At 33.6% G+C, this 15,821-nt stretch carries 15 protein-coding genes and 4 pseudogenes; 4 read left to right on the forward strand and 15 right to left on the reverse strand.

The genetic code is table 11. The features are described 5' to 3' along the window. Window positions 1–38: 38 nt before the first annotated feature. The 4 genes and pseudogenes from SB773_RS09175 to SB773_RS09190 form a co-directional block, all read right to left on the reverse strand. Window positions 39–554 (reverse strand): annotated as a pseudogene (locus SB773_RS09175) (IS6 family transposase); the annotation flags it as partial. Between the two features lie 266 nt (window positions 555–820). Beyond that, entirely contained in the window at window positions 821–1,561 is a 741-nt protein-coding gene (locus SB773_RS09180; RefSeq protein WP_215577091.1) for a YrrS family protein, read from the reverse strand. Window positions 1,562–1,808: 247 nt separating this feature from the next. Continuing rightward, window positions 1,809–2,023, reverse strand: a pseudogene (locus SB773_RS09185) (sodium:proton symporter); the annotation flags it as partial. Window positions 2,024–2,353: 330 nt separating this feature from the next. Beyond that, on the reverse strand, window positions 2,354–2,554 hold the full coding sequence (locus SB773_RS09190; RefSeq protein WP_033708115.1) for a hypothetical protein: 201 nt from the start codon (window positions 2,552–2,554) through the stop codon (window positions 2,354–2,356). A gap of 211 nt (window positions 2,555–2,765) precedes the next feature. On the opposite strand from SB773_RS09190, the gene SB773_RS09195 reads away from it, so the two are divergent. Further along, on the forward strand, window positions 2,766–4,166 hold the full coding sequence (locus tag SB773_RS09195; protein ID WP_060751795.1) for a zinc dependent phospholipase C family protein: 1,401 nt from the start codon (window positions 2,766–2,768) through the stop codon (window positions 4,164–4,166). Between the two features lie 151 nt (window positions 4,167–4,317). On the opposite strand, the pseudogene SB773_RS09200 reads toward SB773_RS09195, so the two are convergent. The 3 genes and pseudogenes from SB773_RS09200 to SB773_RS09210 form a co-directional block, all read right to left on the reverse strand. Beyond that, window positions 4,318–4,557: pseudogene (locus SB773_RS09200) on the reverse strand (DDE-type integrase/transposase/recombinase); the annotation flags it as partial. A gap of 23 nt (window positions 4,558–4,580) precedes the next feature. Continuing rightward, a complete protein-coding gene (locus SB773_RS09205; protein WP_002127382.1) occupies window positions 4,581–5,075 on the reverse strand; it encodes a hypothetical protein in 495 nt (164 codons plus the stop codon). Window positions 5,076–5,128: 53 nt separating this feature from the next. Beyond that, window positions 5,129–5,539 carry a hypothetical protein gene (locus SB773_RS09210; RefSeq protein ID WP_044444597.1) on the reverse strand — a complete coding sequence of 137 codons (411 nt, stop codon included), beginning with the start codon at window positions 5,537–5,539 and terminating at the stop codon, window positions 5,129–5,131. Window positions 5,540–5,690: 151 nt separating this feature from the next. Between SB773_RS09210 and SB773_RS09215 the strand changes: the two genes are divergently transcribed. Beyond that, window positions 5,691–5,891, forward strand: coding sequence for a hypothetical protein (locus SB773_RS09215; RefSeq protein ID WP_033708116.1), 201 nt, complete (start codon window positions 5,691–5,693; stop codon window positions 5,889–5,891). 107 nt (window positions 5,892–5,998) lie between these two features. Here the strand turns inward: SB773_RS09215 and SB773_RS09220 are convergent, their stop codons facing one another. The 5 genes from SB773_RS09220 to SB773_RS09240 all read right to left on the reverse strand — a co-directional run bounded on the left by SB773_RS09220 (window position 5,999) and on the right by SB773_RS09240 (window position 10,659). After that, window positions 5,999–7,138 (reverse strand): Ig-like domain-containing protein, encoded by a 1,140-nt coding sequence (locus SB773_RS09220; protein WP_131246180.1) that lies wholly within the window; start codon window positions 7,136–7,138, stop codon window positions 5,999–6,001. Window positions 7,139–7,570: 432 nt separating this feature from the next. Further along, window positions 7,571–8,929: a VWA domain-containing protein gene (locus tag SB773_RS09225; RefSeq protein WP_328056969.1), complete on the reverse strand. Its 1,359-nt coding sequence runs from the start codon at window positions 8,927–8,929 to the stop codon at window positions 7,571–7,573. A 205-nt stretch (window positions 8,930–9,134) separates the two neighbouring features. Beyond that, the gene (locus SB773_RS09230; protein WP_410589625.1) at window positions 9,135–9,584 is read right to left on the reverse strand and encodes a hypothetical protein; all 450 of its coding nucleotides are present in this window, start codon (window positions 9,582–9,584) and stop codon (window positions 9,135–9,137) included. 87 nt (window positions 9,585–9,671) lie between these two features. Then, entirely contained in the window at window positions 9,672–9,899 is a 228-nt protein-coding gene (locus tag SB773_RS09235; RefSeq protein WP_000206851.1) for a hypothetical protein, read from the reverse strand. Window positions 9,900–10,059: 160 nt separating this feature from the next. Beyond that, window positions 10,060–10,659, reverse strand: a complete 600-nt coding sequence (locus SB773_RS09240) for a hypothetical protein (RefSeq protein WP_131246302.1) — start codon at window positions 10,657–10,659, stop codon at window positions 10,060–10,062. Window positions 10,660–11,170: 511 nt separating this feature from the next. Here SB773_RS09240 and SB773_RS09245 point away from each other — a divergent pair. Then, the gene (locus SB773_RS09245; protein WP_410589627.1) at window positions 11,171–12,598 is read left to right on the forward strand and encodes a serine hydrolase domain-containing protein; all 1,428 of its coding nucleotides are present in this window, start codon (window positions 11,171–11,173) and stop codon (window positions 12,596–12,598) included. 550 nt (window positions 12,599–13,148) lie between these two features. Here the strand turns inward: SB773_RS09245 and SB773_RS09250 are convergent. After that, window positions 13,149–13,337 (reverse strand): annotated as a pseudogene (locus SB773_RS09250) (5-deoxy-glucuronate isomerase); the annotation flags it as partial. Between the two features lie 89 nt (window positions 13,338–13,426). Here SB773_RS09250 and SB773_RS09255 point away from each other — a divergent pair. Further along, window positions 13,427–14,134 carry an IS6 family transposase gene (locus SB773_RS09255; RefSeq protein ID WP_410589629.1) on the forward strand — a complete coding sequence of 236 codons (708 nt, stop codon included), beginning with the start codon at window positions 13,427–13,429 and terminating at the stop codon, window positions 14,132–14,134. A gap of 178 nt (window positions 14,135–14,312) precedes the next feature. On the opposite strand, the gene SB773_RS09260 is transcribed toward SB773_RS09255, so the two are convergent. Both SB773_RS09260 and SB773_RS09265 read right to left on the reverse strand, forming a co-directional pair. Continuing rightward, entirely contained in the window at window positions 14,313–14,705 is a 393-nt protein-coding gene (locus SB773_RS09260; RefSeq protein WP_410589631.1) for a nuclear transport factor 2 family protein, read from the reverse strand. Between the two features lie 4 nt (window positions 14,706–14,709). Further along, entirely contained in the window at window positions 14,710–15,531 is an 822-nt protein-coding gene (locus SB773_RS09265; protein ID WP_410589633.1) for an MBL fold metallo-hydrolase, read from the reverse strand. Window positions 15,532–15,821 lie beyond the last annotated feature (290 nt).

Consider the following 15,821-nt stretch of genomic DNA (forward strand, 5'->3'; position numbering starts at 1 on the left):
AGTAAAAAAGAATCAAGGATTCCTAACGGAATTACCTGTTAAGCAGTTAATCCAAACAGCCGGTTCATAAAAATATTCCGATTTTGGACAGACTGGTCCTGCAAATCAATTTGTTCTTTTTTGAGCATATGCATGGCTTCAACACCACTCAATATAGTGGCTGATGTTTTGTATGATTTAAATCCCAACATAGAACGGATTCGCTTTTTTATAAAGCGATGATCTTGTTCTACTATGTTATTCAAGTACTTTTGTTGTCTAAGTTGCATACCATCAGGTATGCTTTTTTCTTTTTTCAACTGTTCGATAGCAATTGGATAAGCAGGATTCTTATCGACTGTTATAACACGAGGCTTTGAAACATGAAGAGACTGCAAAGCTTTCTTGAAAAAGCGCTTTGCAGCCTTATGATTTCTAGATTTACTCAAATAAAAGTCAATCGTGTTTCCTTCAGAATCAACGGCACGATATAAATACATCCATTGTCCTTTTATTTTTATGTATGTTTCGACCACTCTCCATGAGTTATTCATTTGTTTGAGATGACGCCGAATTCATGCTACCAGTAAAAAATGATATGTGTCGTCAAGAACAAGACGCTAAACATCTGAACACGAACCTGTACGGTATGGTGATAGTACCGTAGCTCCCGAACCTATACGGTCTGTCGTGAGAGTGGTGATGACACACCGCAACCTTGCACGTCAGCGATACCAGAAATGGACTTCTCCTTTGGTAGCAAGAACACCACTGATGTTAGTCAGCTTGCCCCTTTAGGGGTGGGAGTGTCAAATAATTCAAACATCATATAGAACCAAGTTTATTTTACTACTTGAACAGATACTGGTTTCCAGCCCTGATTCTCTACCCAATCAATATCAACCTTATATTTTTTATTACTTTGCTTATCTCGTACATTACCGTAGGCTTTATTTTCACCATTATTTCCAATAAAATCAAAAATCAATTGACCCTCTGGAGCATCAACAGCATAAGAAATTGCTTTTTTCATCTCATTCCAATCTACTGTTCCTTCTTTAAATTTCATTGCAGGTTTTGCTCCTTGCTCTGTACCAATTGCCTTCCAAGAAGAATTAGTTTGAGAACCCTTTTCTTGAGATATCGTTTTTTCTCCCTCTTTATTTTCATTTTCGTTCGTTTTTACAGGTTCTTCTACTTTTTGTTTCTCTTCTAAATGTACTGTTTCTTTATCTTCGTTTTTCTTTTCTTCTATCTTTGCTGCTTCTTTATCTTCGTTTTTCTTTTCTTCTATCTTTACTGCTTCTTTATCTTCGTTCTTCTTCTCTTCTATCTTTGCCACTTCTTTATCTTTGTTTTTCTTTTCTTCTATCTTTACTGCTTCTTTATCTTCGTTCTTCTTCTCTTCTATCTTTGTTGCTTTCTTTTCTTGAGCAATTGCTTTCTTTGATGTATCAGAAGTGAAAAACAACTGATACGTCACTATGCCAACTGTTACTAATACCAAACTAAATGCGATATTAAATATCCCCTTATTACGACGATTTTGTTGTTTTGCTTGAAACCTGCTTCCTTGTCCCATTTTTCAAACCTCCGTGTTTATTTTCGCCACTAATCTTTACGTATTGTTCTTGAGAATCTTAATATTTTTATTAAATAATGAAAATATTAAGGTTTGTGCGTTTTCAAGTATCTGACATATGTTATTCAAAAATAGTTTAATAAATTAAATATTAATAAGCCTCTTCTTCACCGATTTATAATTTTTAAAATCAACTTTCCTCTTTAGTTTGCGCTTTCTAATGGATATGCTGTGAAACAAAAAAAGATTTCACCTTCTCTTCAGAATAACTTTCGTCACTAGGGAATTCTATTATTCCTAATCTAACCTTTAATTCGCTTTCATGACAAAATGAATCTTTATGAAGTCCCCTTATCTTTTGTATAAAGCGCTTTTATTTTTTTCAATATAGAGCAATATTTCTTTGTTTATAACCTTCTTAAAAGCTTATTCTCTACTGTAAAAGTCATTTAAACTATACAATCCATATCATTTAATATGTAACGTTTCTATTAATTACACCTCATTTTCCAGACAACACTATTATTTCTGAATATTAAATTTACTATGAATACACATTTCGGCTTACTTGAATTATAAATTGCGCTTATCTATAATACATTTTATTATTAATAACTTCAATAATGAATATGTACATATATAGTATCGAATATACGCATATGTACATATGTAGTATTGAATGACTGCAAAAAAACATGGGAATTTAATTCAAGCCCTATATCAAAATGAAAATAAAAAACACCTGTGATATACACAAAGTGATTTTCTCTTGTCAATTTATCTATTTTCTTTTTATAACTCAAACTCCTTCGAATCGTACTTTTCTAGAGTTTGCTGCAATTCATTTTTTTCATATGGAATATGTTTATCTGTCTGTACATCTTCAACATTTTCTCCACCTGCTAATAATCTCCTGTACTTAAAAGAGTGCCCTGTTAATAATAGTGTAATTATGTTTGTATGGCCCTCCTTTTGTTTGATTACTTGTATCATAAAACAAGTATCTGAAGTTGATATGTAGTCTACTTTACTGATAAAAATAACAAATAAAAAAGGAAACCTGCATGTTCGTTATAGTGATTTTCATGTTATATATACTCATATAGATTTACTAATATGCAATATTACATATTAGGTTCCTCTATCTTCATGATATTGATGTATTTATAATACTTATATCTTCATATTTAGAAAGGAACAAAAAATGAAAAAAATCACATCAACACTATGTATAGCTGGAATGACTTTAACTATTTTAGGAGTAGCTCCTCAAAGTAGTTATGCTCATCTCGATCAAATTGATTTAACTGACAATGATCCTATTACCGCTCGATGGTCTGCAGAAGCTCCGTATCATTCTGATAAAAGTACACATTTATGGATTGCAAAACAAGCTATTGAAATTATGAAAACAGAATCTAATGTTGAAGCGAATAAGCAGGCTGTGGACTTTTTAAATTATCCGCAATATAAAGATCTGTTTTCTAAAGGATTATATGATGCAGATTATAATGCAGAGTTTAACGATGGCGGAACAGGAATAGGCGGTGTTTTTAAAGGCGGATGGAAATCTCATTTTTATGACCCTGATACTAAAGAAAATTATAGAGGAGAAACAAATCCAACGGCTCTTACACAAGGCAAGAAATACTTTTATGAATCTGGAGAACATTTACGAAATAAAGACTATGAAAAAGCTTTCTATTACTTAGGAGTAGCCACGCACTATTTTACAGATGCTACCCAACCTATGCATGCAGCAAATTTTACCGCAATTGATACGAGAGCTATAAAATATCATAGCTACTTTGAAAATTATGTTACAACCATTCAAAATCAATTTGCAGTCAATACTGGAGGGAATTATAACGACTCTCTATCCACACCTGAAGAATGGATTGATTATGCAGCCCTAGTAGCTAAACCTGAAATCCAAAATATTACTAATGATAAAACATTTAAGTATTATAATAGTGGTAAGGCGCAATTGTGGCAAGAAATGGTTACCCCAGCTGTGCAGCGAAGCTTAGGAGAAGCTCAGCGCAATACAGCAGGTTTCTTAAATCTTTGGTTTAAAACTTTTACTGAAAATGTGAAAGCTCCAAGTATAGAGACCGCATTAATCTATGATATAGAAGGAAACGTCATAGAAGCAGGGAAAAACTATTATATCGTACCAAGTGAATCTCCTTATCAAGGTCTAACATTTGAATGGTATGTAGCAAATCGTTACGATTATGTTTTACTTGCAAATAATAAGGACAATGCTTTATCTGGTACACCTATAGAATTTGAATTCTACAAAGAAAATGATGCAAAGCTACACCACGGGGAAAGTATATATCTTCGCATGAAGCACTCAAATTACGATCAATTTCAATATTTAAATTGGTCTAATTATTCTAGTTGGATTCACCTTGCTCAAAAGTCTGATAGTTTAGCTGACTTTAAAATTCAAATTAACCCGGATAAACCTACAGAATATAATATTTTTACAGATGACTATCCATTAAATTATAAGAATATAAATGCAGAGAAAAGTTGGATTGTACTAGGGGGAAAAACACAAAAACCTAGCTCATGGAAGTTTGTACCTTTCAGATAACCTAAACACACTCGTTCCTAATCAGAACGAGTGTGTTTTTTGTTTTGAGGTATTTGCTTTTCTTAAGTTCATGGATGTAGGATCACCATACATGTCCATCAACTTAGGGGAAACAATCTTGTTCAATCCGATGGTAAATAAGGATCAAGGTTTAAGAATTAGCTAATAATTGTTGAAGTCTATTGTACGTTGAAAAGGCGGAGTCTCTTTGAAGACTTCGCCGTTGTTTATATAGGGCATGAATGGTCTCGATACCTTTTATCGTACGTGAAGCATGACGAAGATTTTGAAATCCTACCGATTTAGCAAAACGTCTCTTGACATGCCTATGATCCTGGTCAATAAGATGGCTAAAATTTTTGATTCTACAATGGAGTGTAGTTTGATAAACCGAGAGACCCTTTAGAATAGAAATCACTTTTGACACAAAACAATGATTTTATATGGTGTAGTTTGAGCTGGTATACTCATTGTTGTAAAACTATAAATAGCTATTAAATTTCGATTTACAAGATTACCTGTAAAGAATTGACCATTTGTTAATAAAATTTGAGTAGAAGGAGAAATATTTAATTTTAATTTTCCATCACTACTCTCCAACTGTTCATTAAAATAGTCTACTTTTACATTTTGATGCGGTGTATATTTTGCCATAACAGTCGCTTGAAATTGTGGTGGGAAAATAAGAGGAGCAGGAGCGTTGGCATCGTAAAACCCAGTTACTTTATCTCCTACTACTACTGTTGCATAGTCGATAAAATACGTATTTGGTTTCACTACAAAATTTATTAGATTCCCATAACCATTATCTACGGACATTAATTTATTACATCCTATATCTTCGTTTGACCCTGTTACAAAATCGTTGATCATAGTTATTGTACCATCAAATGATTGAAATTTTTTCATTCAAATACCTCTTTTGTTTATATAATTAAACCTCTATCGTTACTCTATAATTTTTAAAAACATGTAAATGAAATAATCCTTCTCGTATCAATTCCAAAAATAACCCAAAACCTACCGTTCCATCTGAAACCAGCAACAGACCTTGGTCCTACAAAAATTGGGAAATACCAAAATTGTTCACCATTACTAAGCCATATATAAGTATTTCGAAATAAACATAATGAAATTGCTCCTGGATCAACAGCAAATGGTGAAGCTGTTGATTGTTGAGGAATAAATGATGGGGGGGGAGATGTTGGAGCTTGTGAGCTTTGCTGTCCTGGAAAACTTGGTACACCCGGAAAGCCTGGTACACCCGGAAAACCTGGCATTCCAGGTATACCTGGAATCTGAGGACCAGAGAATTGACGATCGAAGTATTGATCATAATTTATATAAGGATAATATATTGACTCATTATACATTTAAAAACCACCTCTTTATTTTTAAAACCCTCTAAATTATTAATATGTAATGTGGTTCGTATAGGAAGCTTATTCACTTCCTATACGAACAATATTTTAAACAGGAAAGTATACCAATACCCTTTGTTTTTCGGTATGGGGTAAAGTTAAATTGGCTGCAAGCAAGTATGCACCTGACTTAGTTGATACAACTGAGGTGGCAATCTCAGCGCTCAAACAATCTGTATTTGTCCTGAAGATGAACAAAATTAGAAAAGACTTCAAAGGTTATTTATTTGGCGTTCTCGCAAAGATAATGTCTGTTGAGCAAAGAAAACTGAAGAATACACTTTTCAATTTCCTACAAGATTAAACTGAGGAGGAGCACACACTATTAGGGGTACCGCCACGTTTTGAAAAAAAAAAGACTCGACCGTTTTTTTTGGTCAAGCCCTGTATTAAATTACAAACTATTTCCCTTTAAGCGCCAGGAATAGTTGGAACTAAATTCTGAACGACTTTGATGAGATTATTTGCGATATCTTGTTGTTGAGATGTAAGTGTATCGGATCCATCAGTGAATACTGTAACGCAGATTGGACAAGCTTCGATATGAATCCCCAATAGATTAATAGCTAGACCACCTGGTATATCCACAGTAAGAATCGATGTGGAACCTTCAGGAGGAGTACAAGTCTGACAGTTAGTTTCAAGAGCCATAGAGTCACCTTCTTTCTTGATAGAGTTAATATATAAATATGTTCGAAGGTACTCAAAGGACAAAGGTATTTGTACAAGCTTCGAAAATTGTGTTAGTGACTCAGATTTACTCCCAATGAACTCAAACCCTTCAGGAGATGTTACAATTATTGGATTAGTATCTGTATCGTGTACAATGAAAATTCCGCCAAGTTTGACGAATTCATCAATGATTCCTCCTGGTTGCATCATTGCCATGACGTCCAGATCAGTAATATTCCCTTGAATTCCGATCCAAACACACCAGTAATCCGCTGCCAGTTGTTTACCTGTAGTGTATTGACCTTTGATAATTGATGGAGATATCTGCACAACAGTATATTGAGTAAGTGACCAAAGTTGTTTGGCAAAATCATAGGAAGCAACATCATTATCAAGCAGTAAGACTCCCTTACCAAAACCGAAAGTTCTACTTGGACAATTCATACTGGTTGTCTCAGTCGTAGAAACTGTTCTATTTATATCTAACGTACAATCATTGGATCCCTGTAAATTTGTCATTTGAACCACTGGTTCAGTAACTGTGAGACAACTATCCGAACTCATTATTCCGTCTAATCTTGCAAAAATTTGAGCTTCCCCAGTATTAATTGCTGTAATCAAACCTTTTGTTTCTTCCTTATTTGAAACTATTGCACTTGAAAGATTGCTAGAGTACCATTCTACAAGATTTGTAATGTCCCTAGTTGATTTGTCAGAATACGTACCTGTCGCAGTAAACTGATGACTCAAACTTGAACAAAGAGATAAATTCTTAGGAGCTATCTTGATGGAGACCAAGACAGATATTCTTTTTTCGTAACATTCTTTCTCTTTTGGGATAAACAGAATAGGAGGGTTAAATTGATTGGAAGTGTTCATTTGTGTTAGCCTCACTTTCTTTATCAATACATTTAATCAATATATGTTACATACAGAACTCGGTTTGGACTGGATCGCTCTCCTGATTATTTAGTTCATGTTAATCTGAAACTATTCACTTCCAGTAACGAGAATTATGTAAATGAGCTGTTAGTACACTGAGGAGGCATGAGACTTAGAGCCTCAAAAGGTTACTTACCCTAGGTAGGTATTGACTGCATAATTATCACTGTGTAGCGGACTGTATGTAGATGAATAACTATGAGGTGGTTCTCAATGAGAATAATAACTTGAGAGCCTTGATACATATAAGTTTTACTGATCCCAAACCTCTACAGTTCACTGGGAAATGCCCCTTCACGTTCCTTTTGGAAGGGGCATTTTTAGCTAAAATGATAAATTATCAACCATTAATATTTTAACAGCTTTTCATTATGGTTTAGATTGCTCCAATTGTTGTTTCATTTTCTTTTCATTTTCAGTTATAAGATTTATTAACTCCTTTTCTCTATCATTATAATAACTAGTTAGTGTTTCAAAGCGAAGCTTAATAAGTTTTTCAAGACTGAGCTTTTTATGATTATTAATGATTTCTTTCTCACTTAAGTAAGAAATATTATTCTTTAAATTATAATGTTCTTTATTAATTACATCATTAATTTCCATATGAGCCTTTTTAATATTCATAAATAAATCTGCCCACTGCGTATTCAGACTGAAGTATTGATCAATCTTCCAATTTTCCCATTCTTTATATAGTTTTTCAAACTCTTTATTAAGAGTTTGATATAATTCGTCGGCATTACTTACTGTCGCATAATTCCCTTTTCCTGCTTCTGCAGTATTCTTTAATTGCTGTTGCTCACTATTTTTCACATCAAATCCAATAATATTTACAACTGCATGAGTATTGGATTTATTGAGATTTTTGGCAGCATTAACTGGATCTCCCCCACAAGTCTCTTCTCCATCACTCACAATATATACTACATTTAGGTTTTCATCACCGGTATACTCTTTAAAATCATCATTTACAGACTCTATAGCCAATGCTAACGGCGTCCACCCCTTCGGATCAAACTTAGATAAAGCAGCATTAAATTGTTCCTTATTATAAGGCTGTAATGGGTACATTACCTCCGAAGATCCACAGGATAAACTTTTATCATTTTCATTATTACTTCCTTTATGTCCATAAACCCTTAATATTACATTTGCATTATCCGGAATCTTATCAAGATAGTTGTAAATAGCTTTCTTAGCGGCTTCCATTTTAATTTGACCATTAACTTTACCAGCCATACTACCGCTTGCATCAAGCAAGATCTCCACATTCAGGGATTTATCTTTTGGTTTTATAGAATGTACGTTTCCATTATTTTGTTCTTTAATCACCAATTCAGGGATAATTCCTTCCAGTTTACTTACAGCTTCTTTATAACTTTGCGCCTGTAAATTTAGTAATTGTACATATATTTGTTCTGCACTTAAATCCTTTGGTAAATTCATCAATTCCTGATTAAGTTCATTATTTTCTTCTGATGAGAGTGCTATTTCCTTTGCGTATTTACCTGGTCCTTCTTGAATCATTAATGGGGCATTTGTAGCAAATAACGATTCATATGTATTGGTATCCTCTTTTTTTATTTCTTTTTTGCTAATTTCCTTTTCAACTACTTCACTTTTTGATTCATTAGATTTAGAAGGCATAGTATCTAATTTTGAACACGCAGTTATAAATACACAGAATCCCAGTGTTATTCCTATTACATTAAATAATGCTTTCCCCACTTTAAAACCTCGTTTCTTCCTTCAATGAAAACAGATTCAACGTCTTACTTTTGATTAAAAATTGAAATTTGAATGGTTCTTTCCTTCTTTTCCACGTTTTCTTTAAAAAGTTTAATCGCAAGGTTCCATAAAACTTGCTACAACAATTTTTCAAAACATCGTAACTTTTTTCAAAGTAATTAAACTTTGTTTTAATATCACAATCTCAGTCAAAAATACTATTGAGGAAGCTTTGTCCTTCAAAGCTATAAGAAGCCGACTTGTTATCCCATTTTAATTCGATTTCTAATATTTCTTCTTTATTCAGCACTGTATTTTTAGTACTACGATGTTCAATCCATTTTATTTTTTCTGGTACATCTGAAATGAATAACGCCGTAAAGTAAGCCTTCCTTAATATTGTTGCCAATTGAGCATAACGGTCTCCTATTGATCGACTATCATTCCCATACATCACAAATCTCGCTCCTATATCTCTTGCTAAATCTTTATCAGTAAGAACATACACTTCTACAGGAAATCGTTGTACCTCACGTACCTTATCTTCATTTGATTCCGCGGGCATAAATTGCCCTGTAACGTATGGTAGTTCAAACTTATATACTCCTGAATGTATTTGTTGATATTTTGGTACTTCTTTAGTTATATTAAACATTAAGAATTCCCCTTAGTATTTAAATATAATCCTATTTAGTTTTTTGCTGCCTTCACTAAAATCTCTTTAAATGTAATTCATTTTTTGTTACCTATTACTTTTTATTTTATATATACTGTTCTTTAGCTTAGGCTTCTTGTGTAACCGTACTTTAGTCCCATTAATATCTAAGTCAATTTTTTCTTCCTCTAAAGCCTCAATTTTCTCTTTATGTTCCTTTTCAATTCTATCTCTTTCTTCTTTTCTCTTAGTCGCTTTGGGACCAATTACGAACAGAATTAAGAATATACTCACCATGACAACAAAAGTAGTCACTAGTACCTCTCCCCCTTTGCCAAAACTTCGTACAACAAAATTCCTTTTAATGTATAAGACTTAATTCAGAAATCTAGAGGAGAACGAGTGCTAGTATAATTACACAGAAAAATTATAGAAATTACCTGCACTATTCCTCCTTCTCCTATATAAACAAAGATTATAAATGACGCAGCAAGGCCGGTACTATCAATGTCATTACAAATATAAAAATTGAACTATATCTCAAACTCGAACTCCATTTCCCATATTTCGGATGTTCAAATTTCTTATAAAGCATACCTAGTGCTAAAGATATTAAAAACATTAATACAGCTGTCCCTAAAATTATAGAAGTAATTAAGCCTACCATATTACTCATAAAGGTTTGAAAATCAAAAGAACGTGTTGTCAACATTAACACTGGTAGAATTCTTATTAATAGTATGAGAATAAATGAACCTACTCCAAAATATATAGATCTTTTTTTCCACTTTATATGTTTAAACCATAAAGAAGCCCCAAAAACTAATAATGATATTAAAATTACTACAGAAAGAATAAGGAAAATAACATCAAAAAATGCAGGCACACTCGCATGGACTGCACCATCTATTTTATCTCCCCCATCTTTTATTACATCACTGCCGCCATTAAACAAAGAACCAAACCAGTCTACAATCCAATCGGTCATCCAGGAAATATCGAATGGTAGATCTTCACTTTTTGTTTGTGCAGAAGCAGCTAAGTTATACACCTCCAAATTTTCCTCCCCCTTAATTAAAATTAAACCCTTTACTTTAAGTATATAAATTTCTGTTACCAAAACTAAGAAAATATTAAATCCTAAATGATTAAATAGAAGTTTCATTTGATACATATGTATACTCCCATTATGATAATTATCCGATGCATTTACTTTTGTCCCTATTATGGAATAAATAAAAAAGTACCCATCCAATTGTGATACACATAATAATTGGATAGTGTATAATGATAATAAAGTTATTGAATTTTGATTATTAAAAGCTAAGAGCCTTACTACATTCTACGTAGCAAGGCTCTTTAAAGTTGTTTCAAATTACATCCATCTGTTTATATAATACCTAAAAAATGAATAATTAAGTTGTTTACTTCTTATTGAACTAACGCATCTGTTCGTTTAAGTGTAACTCTTCACAATTACTTGATATTATATAGGTGAATAGAAAGATAAATTAAAATTTAGTTTCGTAGTTGTAAAAGGAGGTTATTTATATTATTCTCTTATAATTTTCCAAAAAGGAGAGTTTATGAAAAAGATTATTGTTTTTGTATTAACGATATTTATATTATTCTCAGGATTCGCAACACAAAGTTATGCGTTGTCAGATTCGCAATCTGCGGCAATACAAGCGTTGCTAGATGATGCCTGTCGTATATCAGGTGTGCCGGGAATGTCAATCTCAATACTTGCTGATGATGAAGTGTTCTACTTTTCTTCAGGGTATGCAGACCGTGAAAAGGGGTTGTCTGCAAGTGAAAATACACTCTATGAGTTAGCCTCGGTCAGTAAAGCTTTTACCGGTATGGGTATTATGCTGTTGGAAGAGCAAGGGCTGCTCTCAATGACTGACCCTGTCCAAAAATATTTACCTTGGTTTACGTTAAAGTATCAAGGGAAACCTGTTGATATGCAAAGTCTTACACTAAATAACTTTCTTCACCATACCAGTGGTCTAACAAATATTAGGCATACTCAAAATATTCCACAAGGCAATACACCGGATATGTTGCAAAAGGCTGTGGAAATGCTCGTGGATGCTGAATTGGCGTTCCCTCCCGGTGAACAGTATAACTATGGAACCGTTAATTATGACGTATTGGGTTTGGTTATTGAGATTGTGTCGCGACAAAGCTATGAAGACTTTATGAAGGAACAGGTATTTCAGCCGTTAGGTCTTCACCAGACATATGTTTATAAAGAAGATGCTCAAGCCACTGGACAGTTGGCACAGGGCTACCGTTCTTCCTTTTTTATGACAACTCCATTTAAAGCTCCGGATTATGCTGGGAATAAACCCGCAGGCTACATCATTTCTAATACAAAAGATATGGCGCGTTGGATGGGCATACAGATGGGTATCGTGCAGGACATACCCGAAATATTTCACACGGTTATCGAAAAATCACATAGGGGTGATATGTCTGTTTCGGCTGTCAACGGTATGTATTATGCGGCAGGCTGGTCCGTAAACGCCGAACAAACGATTATAGAACACACTGGGGGCAATCCAAATTTCAGAACCGAAGTAGCCATACTGCTAAATGAACGAACAGCCGTCTCCTTGCTGAGCAACGGCGCAAATACCAATATAAACATGGTACTAAAAGTTAAAGATATATTAGAAGGCAATCTAACTCAGTCATATGAAATAAGCGGCACACAGCTTTTGGATATCATTTTGTCGTCTATCACAATTATTCTTTGCCTATTGGCCGTTTTGCTATTTCTCTTAGGATTACGCAGAAGGAAAACGAATGAGCGGCAGCCAATGACAAAAAAGAGAATAACCGTAACAGTTATTTTCCTGATCGCTACGATTGCCCTGGGTATACTGTGCTGTGCTTTCGATTGGTCAACAATACTTATTTGGCAAACATATAGTGTTCTTACAGCTTTGATTTCGTCAGCATTATTAACAGCAAGCATTACATGGTTTGTATACACTCACCGATAAAATACCTCGCTCCCAAGATAAGCAGAATGTTAAGTAATTAAATTTCAATTTATCGGTATGCTTAATTTGAAAAACATAAGACACTTCGGTGTCTTTTTTAATATCATCGACAATTTTCCCAGTCAAACCTAATTACTATTGCTTCCACTAACCTGCTCCGTTCGTGGAATAAGGATTTAAAAAAAACTATATTATTTTTTAAATGACTTTATTGTAAATTAAACAACTTTATTATTTCTGCACAGATAGATACTTCATTACACATTCTTCTTTCAATTTTTCTATATAATTGTGAGCAGAATGAAAAACATCAAAAAACTGATTAAGAAAAAGCACTGCCAAAATCTTTAGCAATGCTTTTCTATTAAACGTACCATGATAATGAGCATCTACCTTCTTTTATTCATGAGTACTGTAGGTTCATATATATTTACTTTAATTTCAAGATACGTTCTATTATAAGAGCCTGCCTACATTGACAAAAAATTAGTGGTTCTGAGCAAAAACAATTGCAAGTGACATCGTTTTTGTCCAGAACCTTTATTTTCATCTATTCTTTTTCTGGCCAAATTTTCGCATTTGGTTCTAATAACCACTTGTGTTCTTCCTCCATGATACGATCATTCCATGGGTTATTCTCAAGATGTCGAATCATCCAACAAAAATACATTGCATATCCAGGCGCTGTTGCTTGTGGATGGTCTAGCTCACCTGGAATTGTAATAAAGCTATTATGGATTCTGGTGCAAAAACTTAAGGACAATTGCAATGAATCTATAAATCTTGGACATACTGTTACTATTACTTTAGAAAGGGTGTGTGATTGGTATGGAAAAGGAAAATGTATTCAAATGGAAGCATTATCAGCCTGATATTATTTTGTTAACGGTAAGATGGTACCTACGGTACAACCTTAGTTTTCGTGATTTGGTGGAAATGCTAGAAGAACGGGGTTTATCCATTTCTCATACAACGATTATGCGTTGGGTTCATCAGTATGGTCCGGAATTGGACAAACGAATCCGTCGTCACCTTAAACAAACAAATGACTCTTGGAGAGTCGATGAAACATATATCAAAGTAAAAGGTCAATGGATGTATTTGTACCGTGCTGTTGATTCGAAAGGAAACACAATTGATTTTTCCCTAAACAAAACAAGAGACCAGAAGGCTGCAAAGCGCTTTTTCAAGAAAGCTTTGCGGTCTTTTCATGTTTCAAAACCACGTGTTATAACAGTCGATAAGAACCCGGTTTATCCTATAGCAATTGAACAGTTGAAAAAAGAAAAAAGCATACCTGATGGTATGCAACTTAGACAACAAAAGTACTTGAATAACATAGTAGAACAAGATCATCGCTTTATAAAGAAGCGAGTTCGTTCTATGCTAGGGTTAAAATATTTTGACACAGCTACATCTATTCTTTCGGGAGTAGAAGCCATGCATATGATAAAAAAAGAACAGGTTGATTTACGGGACCAGTCTATTCAAAATCAGAAAGAATTCATCCATCAATTGTTTGGACTTGCAGCATAAAATACGATTCCGTTAGGAATTTATGCACTTTATTATCTTTTATTCTATTTTTGCACCAGAACCAGTTATCTTCCATAACACGCTTGAGAAGTAGAAACCTTCCCAAAAATATAATGTGAGGAAATTTCGTTTATCTTAACACTACCCCTTATACAAGGCATGTTAGAAACTAATAACTCTAACTTAATACCTCATTAACAGTTGCACTGTCCACAATTTGAATAAACTTCTTAACCTTATCGTTCTCATCAAACTCATACAGATGACAAAAATCTGCTATGAACGATTTCCCTGTATCTTTATATGTTCCACTATATTTTCCATAAACGATAACAGTATTGTTATTAAATGTATAAATTTCATCTTTAGCGCTATAGTTATCCCATTCCGTGCCAAGACGTTCATGTACATTTTTCACTACTTCATCTGGACCTATATAAGTACCTGCATATGGAAACCCAGCAGCTTCTGTCCAAGATACATTTTCACCTAAATACGTTTTGAACGCATCCAATTTCCCTTCGCCAGTTAACACATACGTTTCATGTAATAGTTTTTGATATTTATTCATTGCATTAACCCCAAGGCATTTCTTTTGTTACAACTTTTGCACTTAATTCTAATACACCTTTATTTGCATAGCCTGGATATGCTGCATCAAGTTTCGCTACAAAATCTTTTGAAGTTTTACTTTCCTCAGAAGCTTGAACCGCAGTTCTTAGGTAATCCATAGTTGCAGTAAGTGCCTGATTATTTAAAGATTTTTCAATTGATCCATGGCTAGGTACAATTATGTCAGCATTTAATGCTTGTAATACTTTCAAGTTTTCAATCCATGCCTCCATTGCTGCTTTTGAGCTAGTATCCGCTAAGGATACATGTATTTCGTTAAATACATCAATACCACCAATTAATAATTTTAGCTCTTTATTAAATAAGCTAGTTCTGTAATGATCTAAGCCTACTAGTTCAAATGTTAACCCCTGAAAATCAATCGTTTTTTCTTTAAACACTTGAGGTAATACTACGTTGCTTGGTGCGTTTTCTCCTAGGGCGCCTTTCCAAACTTTTAATTTACCTAAGACAGAATGAACAATATGTTCAACAGTAGACTCTGTAGCATACGCTATAGCTTCTGGGTAAGCAGCCTTAATACTTTCTAATCCAAAGTAGTAATCAGGATCCCCATGAATAATAAAGATTTTATCTAAAGATAAGTCGTTTTTTTTCAGATACTCAACAATTTCTTTCGAATCAGATTGAGTGAATTTTGAGTTTATTAAAAATGCATGACCTGCTTTCTCAACTAAGGTTGCAGTGACCATAAAACTTTTTTCGTCTGAACTAAACACCGTCAATTTCACATCTTTTTGATTTGTATCGATTGTTTTAAACATAGAATGTTATTCTCCTTTTGTTAAAGTTATTTACTAGTTAACATATTTTTATCTTGTTCCGACAGAAGCTCCCTCTTCAATTTACCTGAAAATGTGATAGCACCAGCAAATAGGCGAGAGATGAATGTCCGTTGGCTTAAGCAAACATGTTTGCTACTATAGTCAATAGAAAAATTAAAATTGGACTCTTTTTAAAAATAAATTGAAACCGACTGTTATAAAAAGATTTAAGTCCATCCAATTCTAGTCTTTTTTAAAACGTTAAATGTTATATACTGTAACTTAAAATT

This window comes from Bacillus sp. SIMBA_074, assembly GCF_046534555.1.
Lineage (GTDB): Bacteria > Bacillota > Bacilli > Bacillales > Bacillaceae_G > Bacillus_A > Bacillus_A mycoides.

Bases quoted from the DNA above. Each gene is read 5' to 3' on its own strand.
- SB773_RS09180 (WP_215577091.1), bottom strand. From the start codon at position 1,561: ATGGGACAAGGAAGCAGGTTTCAAGCAAAACAACAAAATCGTCGTAAT.
- SB773_RS09190 (WP_033708115.1), bottom strand. From the start codon at position 2,554: ATGATACAAGTAATCAAACAAAAGGAGGGCCATACAAACATAATTACA.
- SB773_RS09195 (WP_060751795.1), top strand. From the start codon at position 2,766: ATGAAAAAAATCACATCAACACTATGTATAGCTGGAATGACTTTAACT.
- SB773_RS09205 (WP_002127382.1), bottom strand. From the start codon at position 5,075: ATGAAAAAATTTCAATCATTTGATGGTACAATAACTATGATCAACGAT.
- SB773_RS09210 (WP_044444597.1), bottom strand. From the start codon at position 5,539: ATGTATAATGAGTCAATATATTATCCTTATATAAATTATGATCAATAC.
- SB773_RS09220 (WP_131246180.1), bottom strand. From the start codon at position 7,138: ATGAACACTTCCAATCAATTTAACCCTCCTATTCTGTTTATCCCAAAA.
- SB773_RS09230 (WP_410589625.1), bottom strand. From the start codon at position 9,584: ATGTTTAATATAACTAAAGAAGTACCAAAATATCAACAAATACATTCA.
- SB773_RS09245 (WP_410589627.1), top strand. From the start codon at position 11,171: ATGAAAAAGATTATTGTTTTTGTATTAACGATATTTATATTATTCTCA.
- SB773_RS09255 (WP_410589629.1), top strand. From the start codon at position 13,427: ATGGAAAAGGAAAATGTATTCAAATGGAAGCATTATCAGCCTGATATT.
- SB773_RS09260 (WP_410589631.1), bottom strand. From the start codon at position 14,705: ATGAATAAATATCAAAAACTATTACATGAAACGTATGTGTTAACTGGC.
- SB773_RS09265 (WP_410589633.1), bottom strand. From the start codon at position 15,531: ATGTTTAAAACAATCGATACAAATCAAAAAGATGTGAAATTGACGGTG.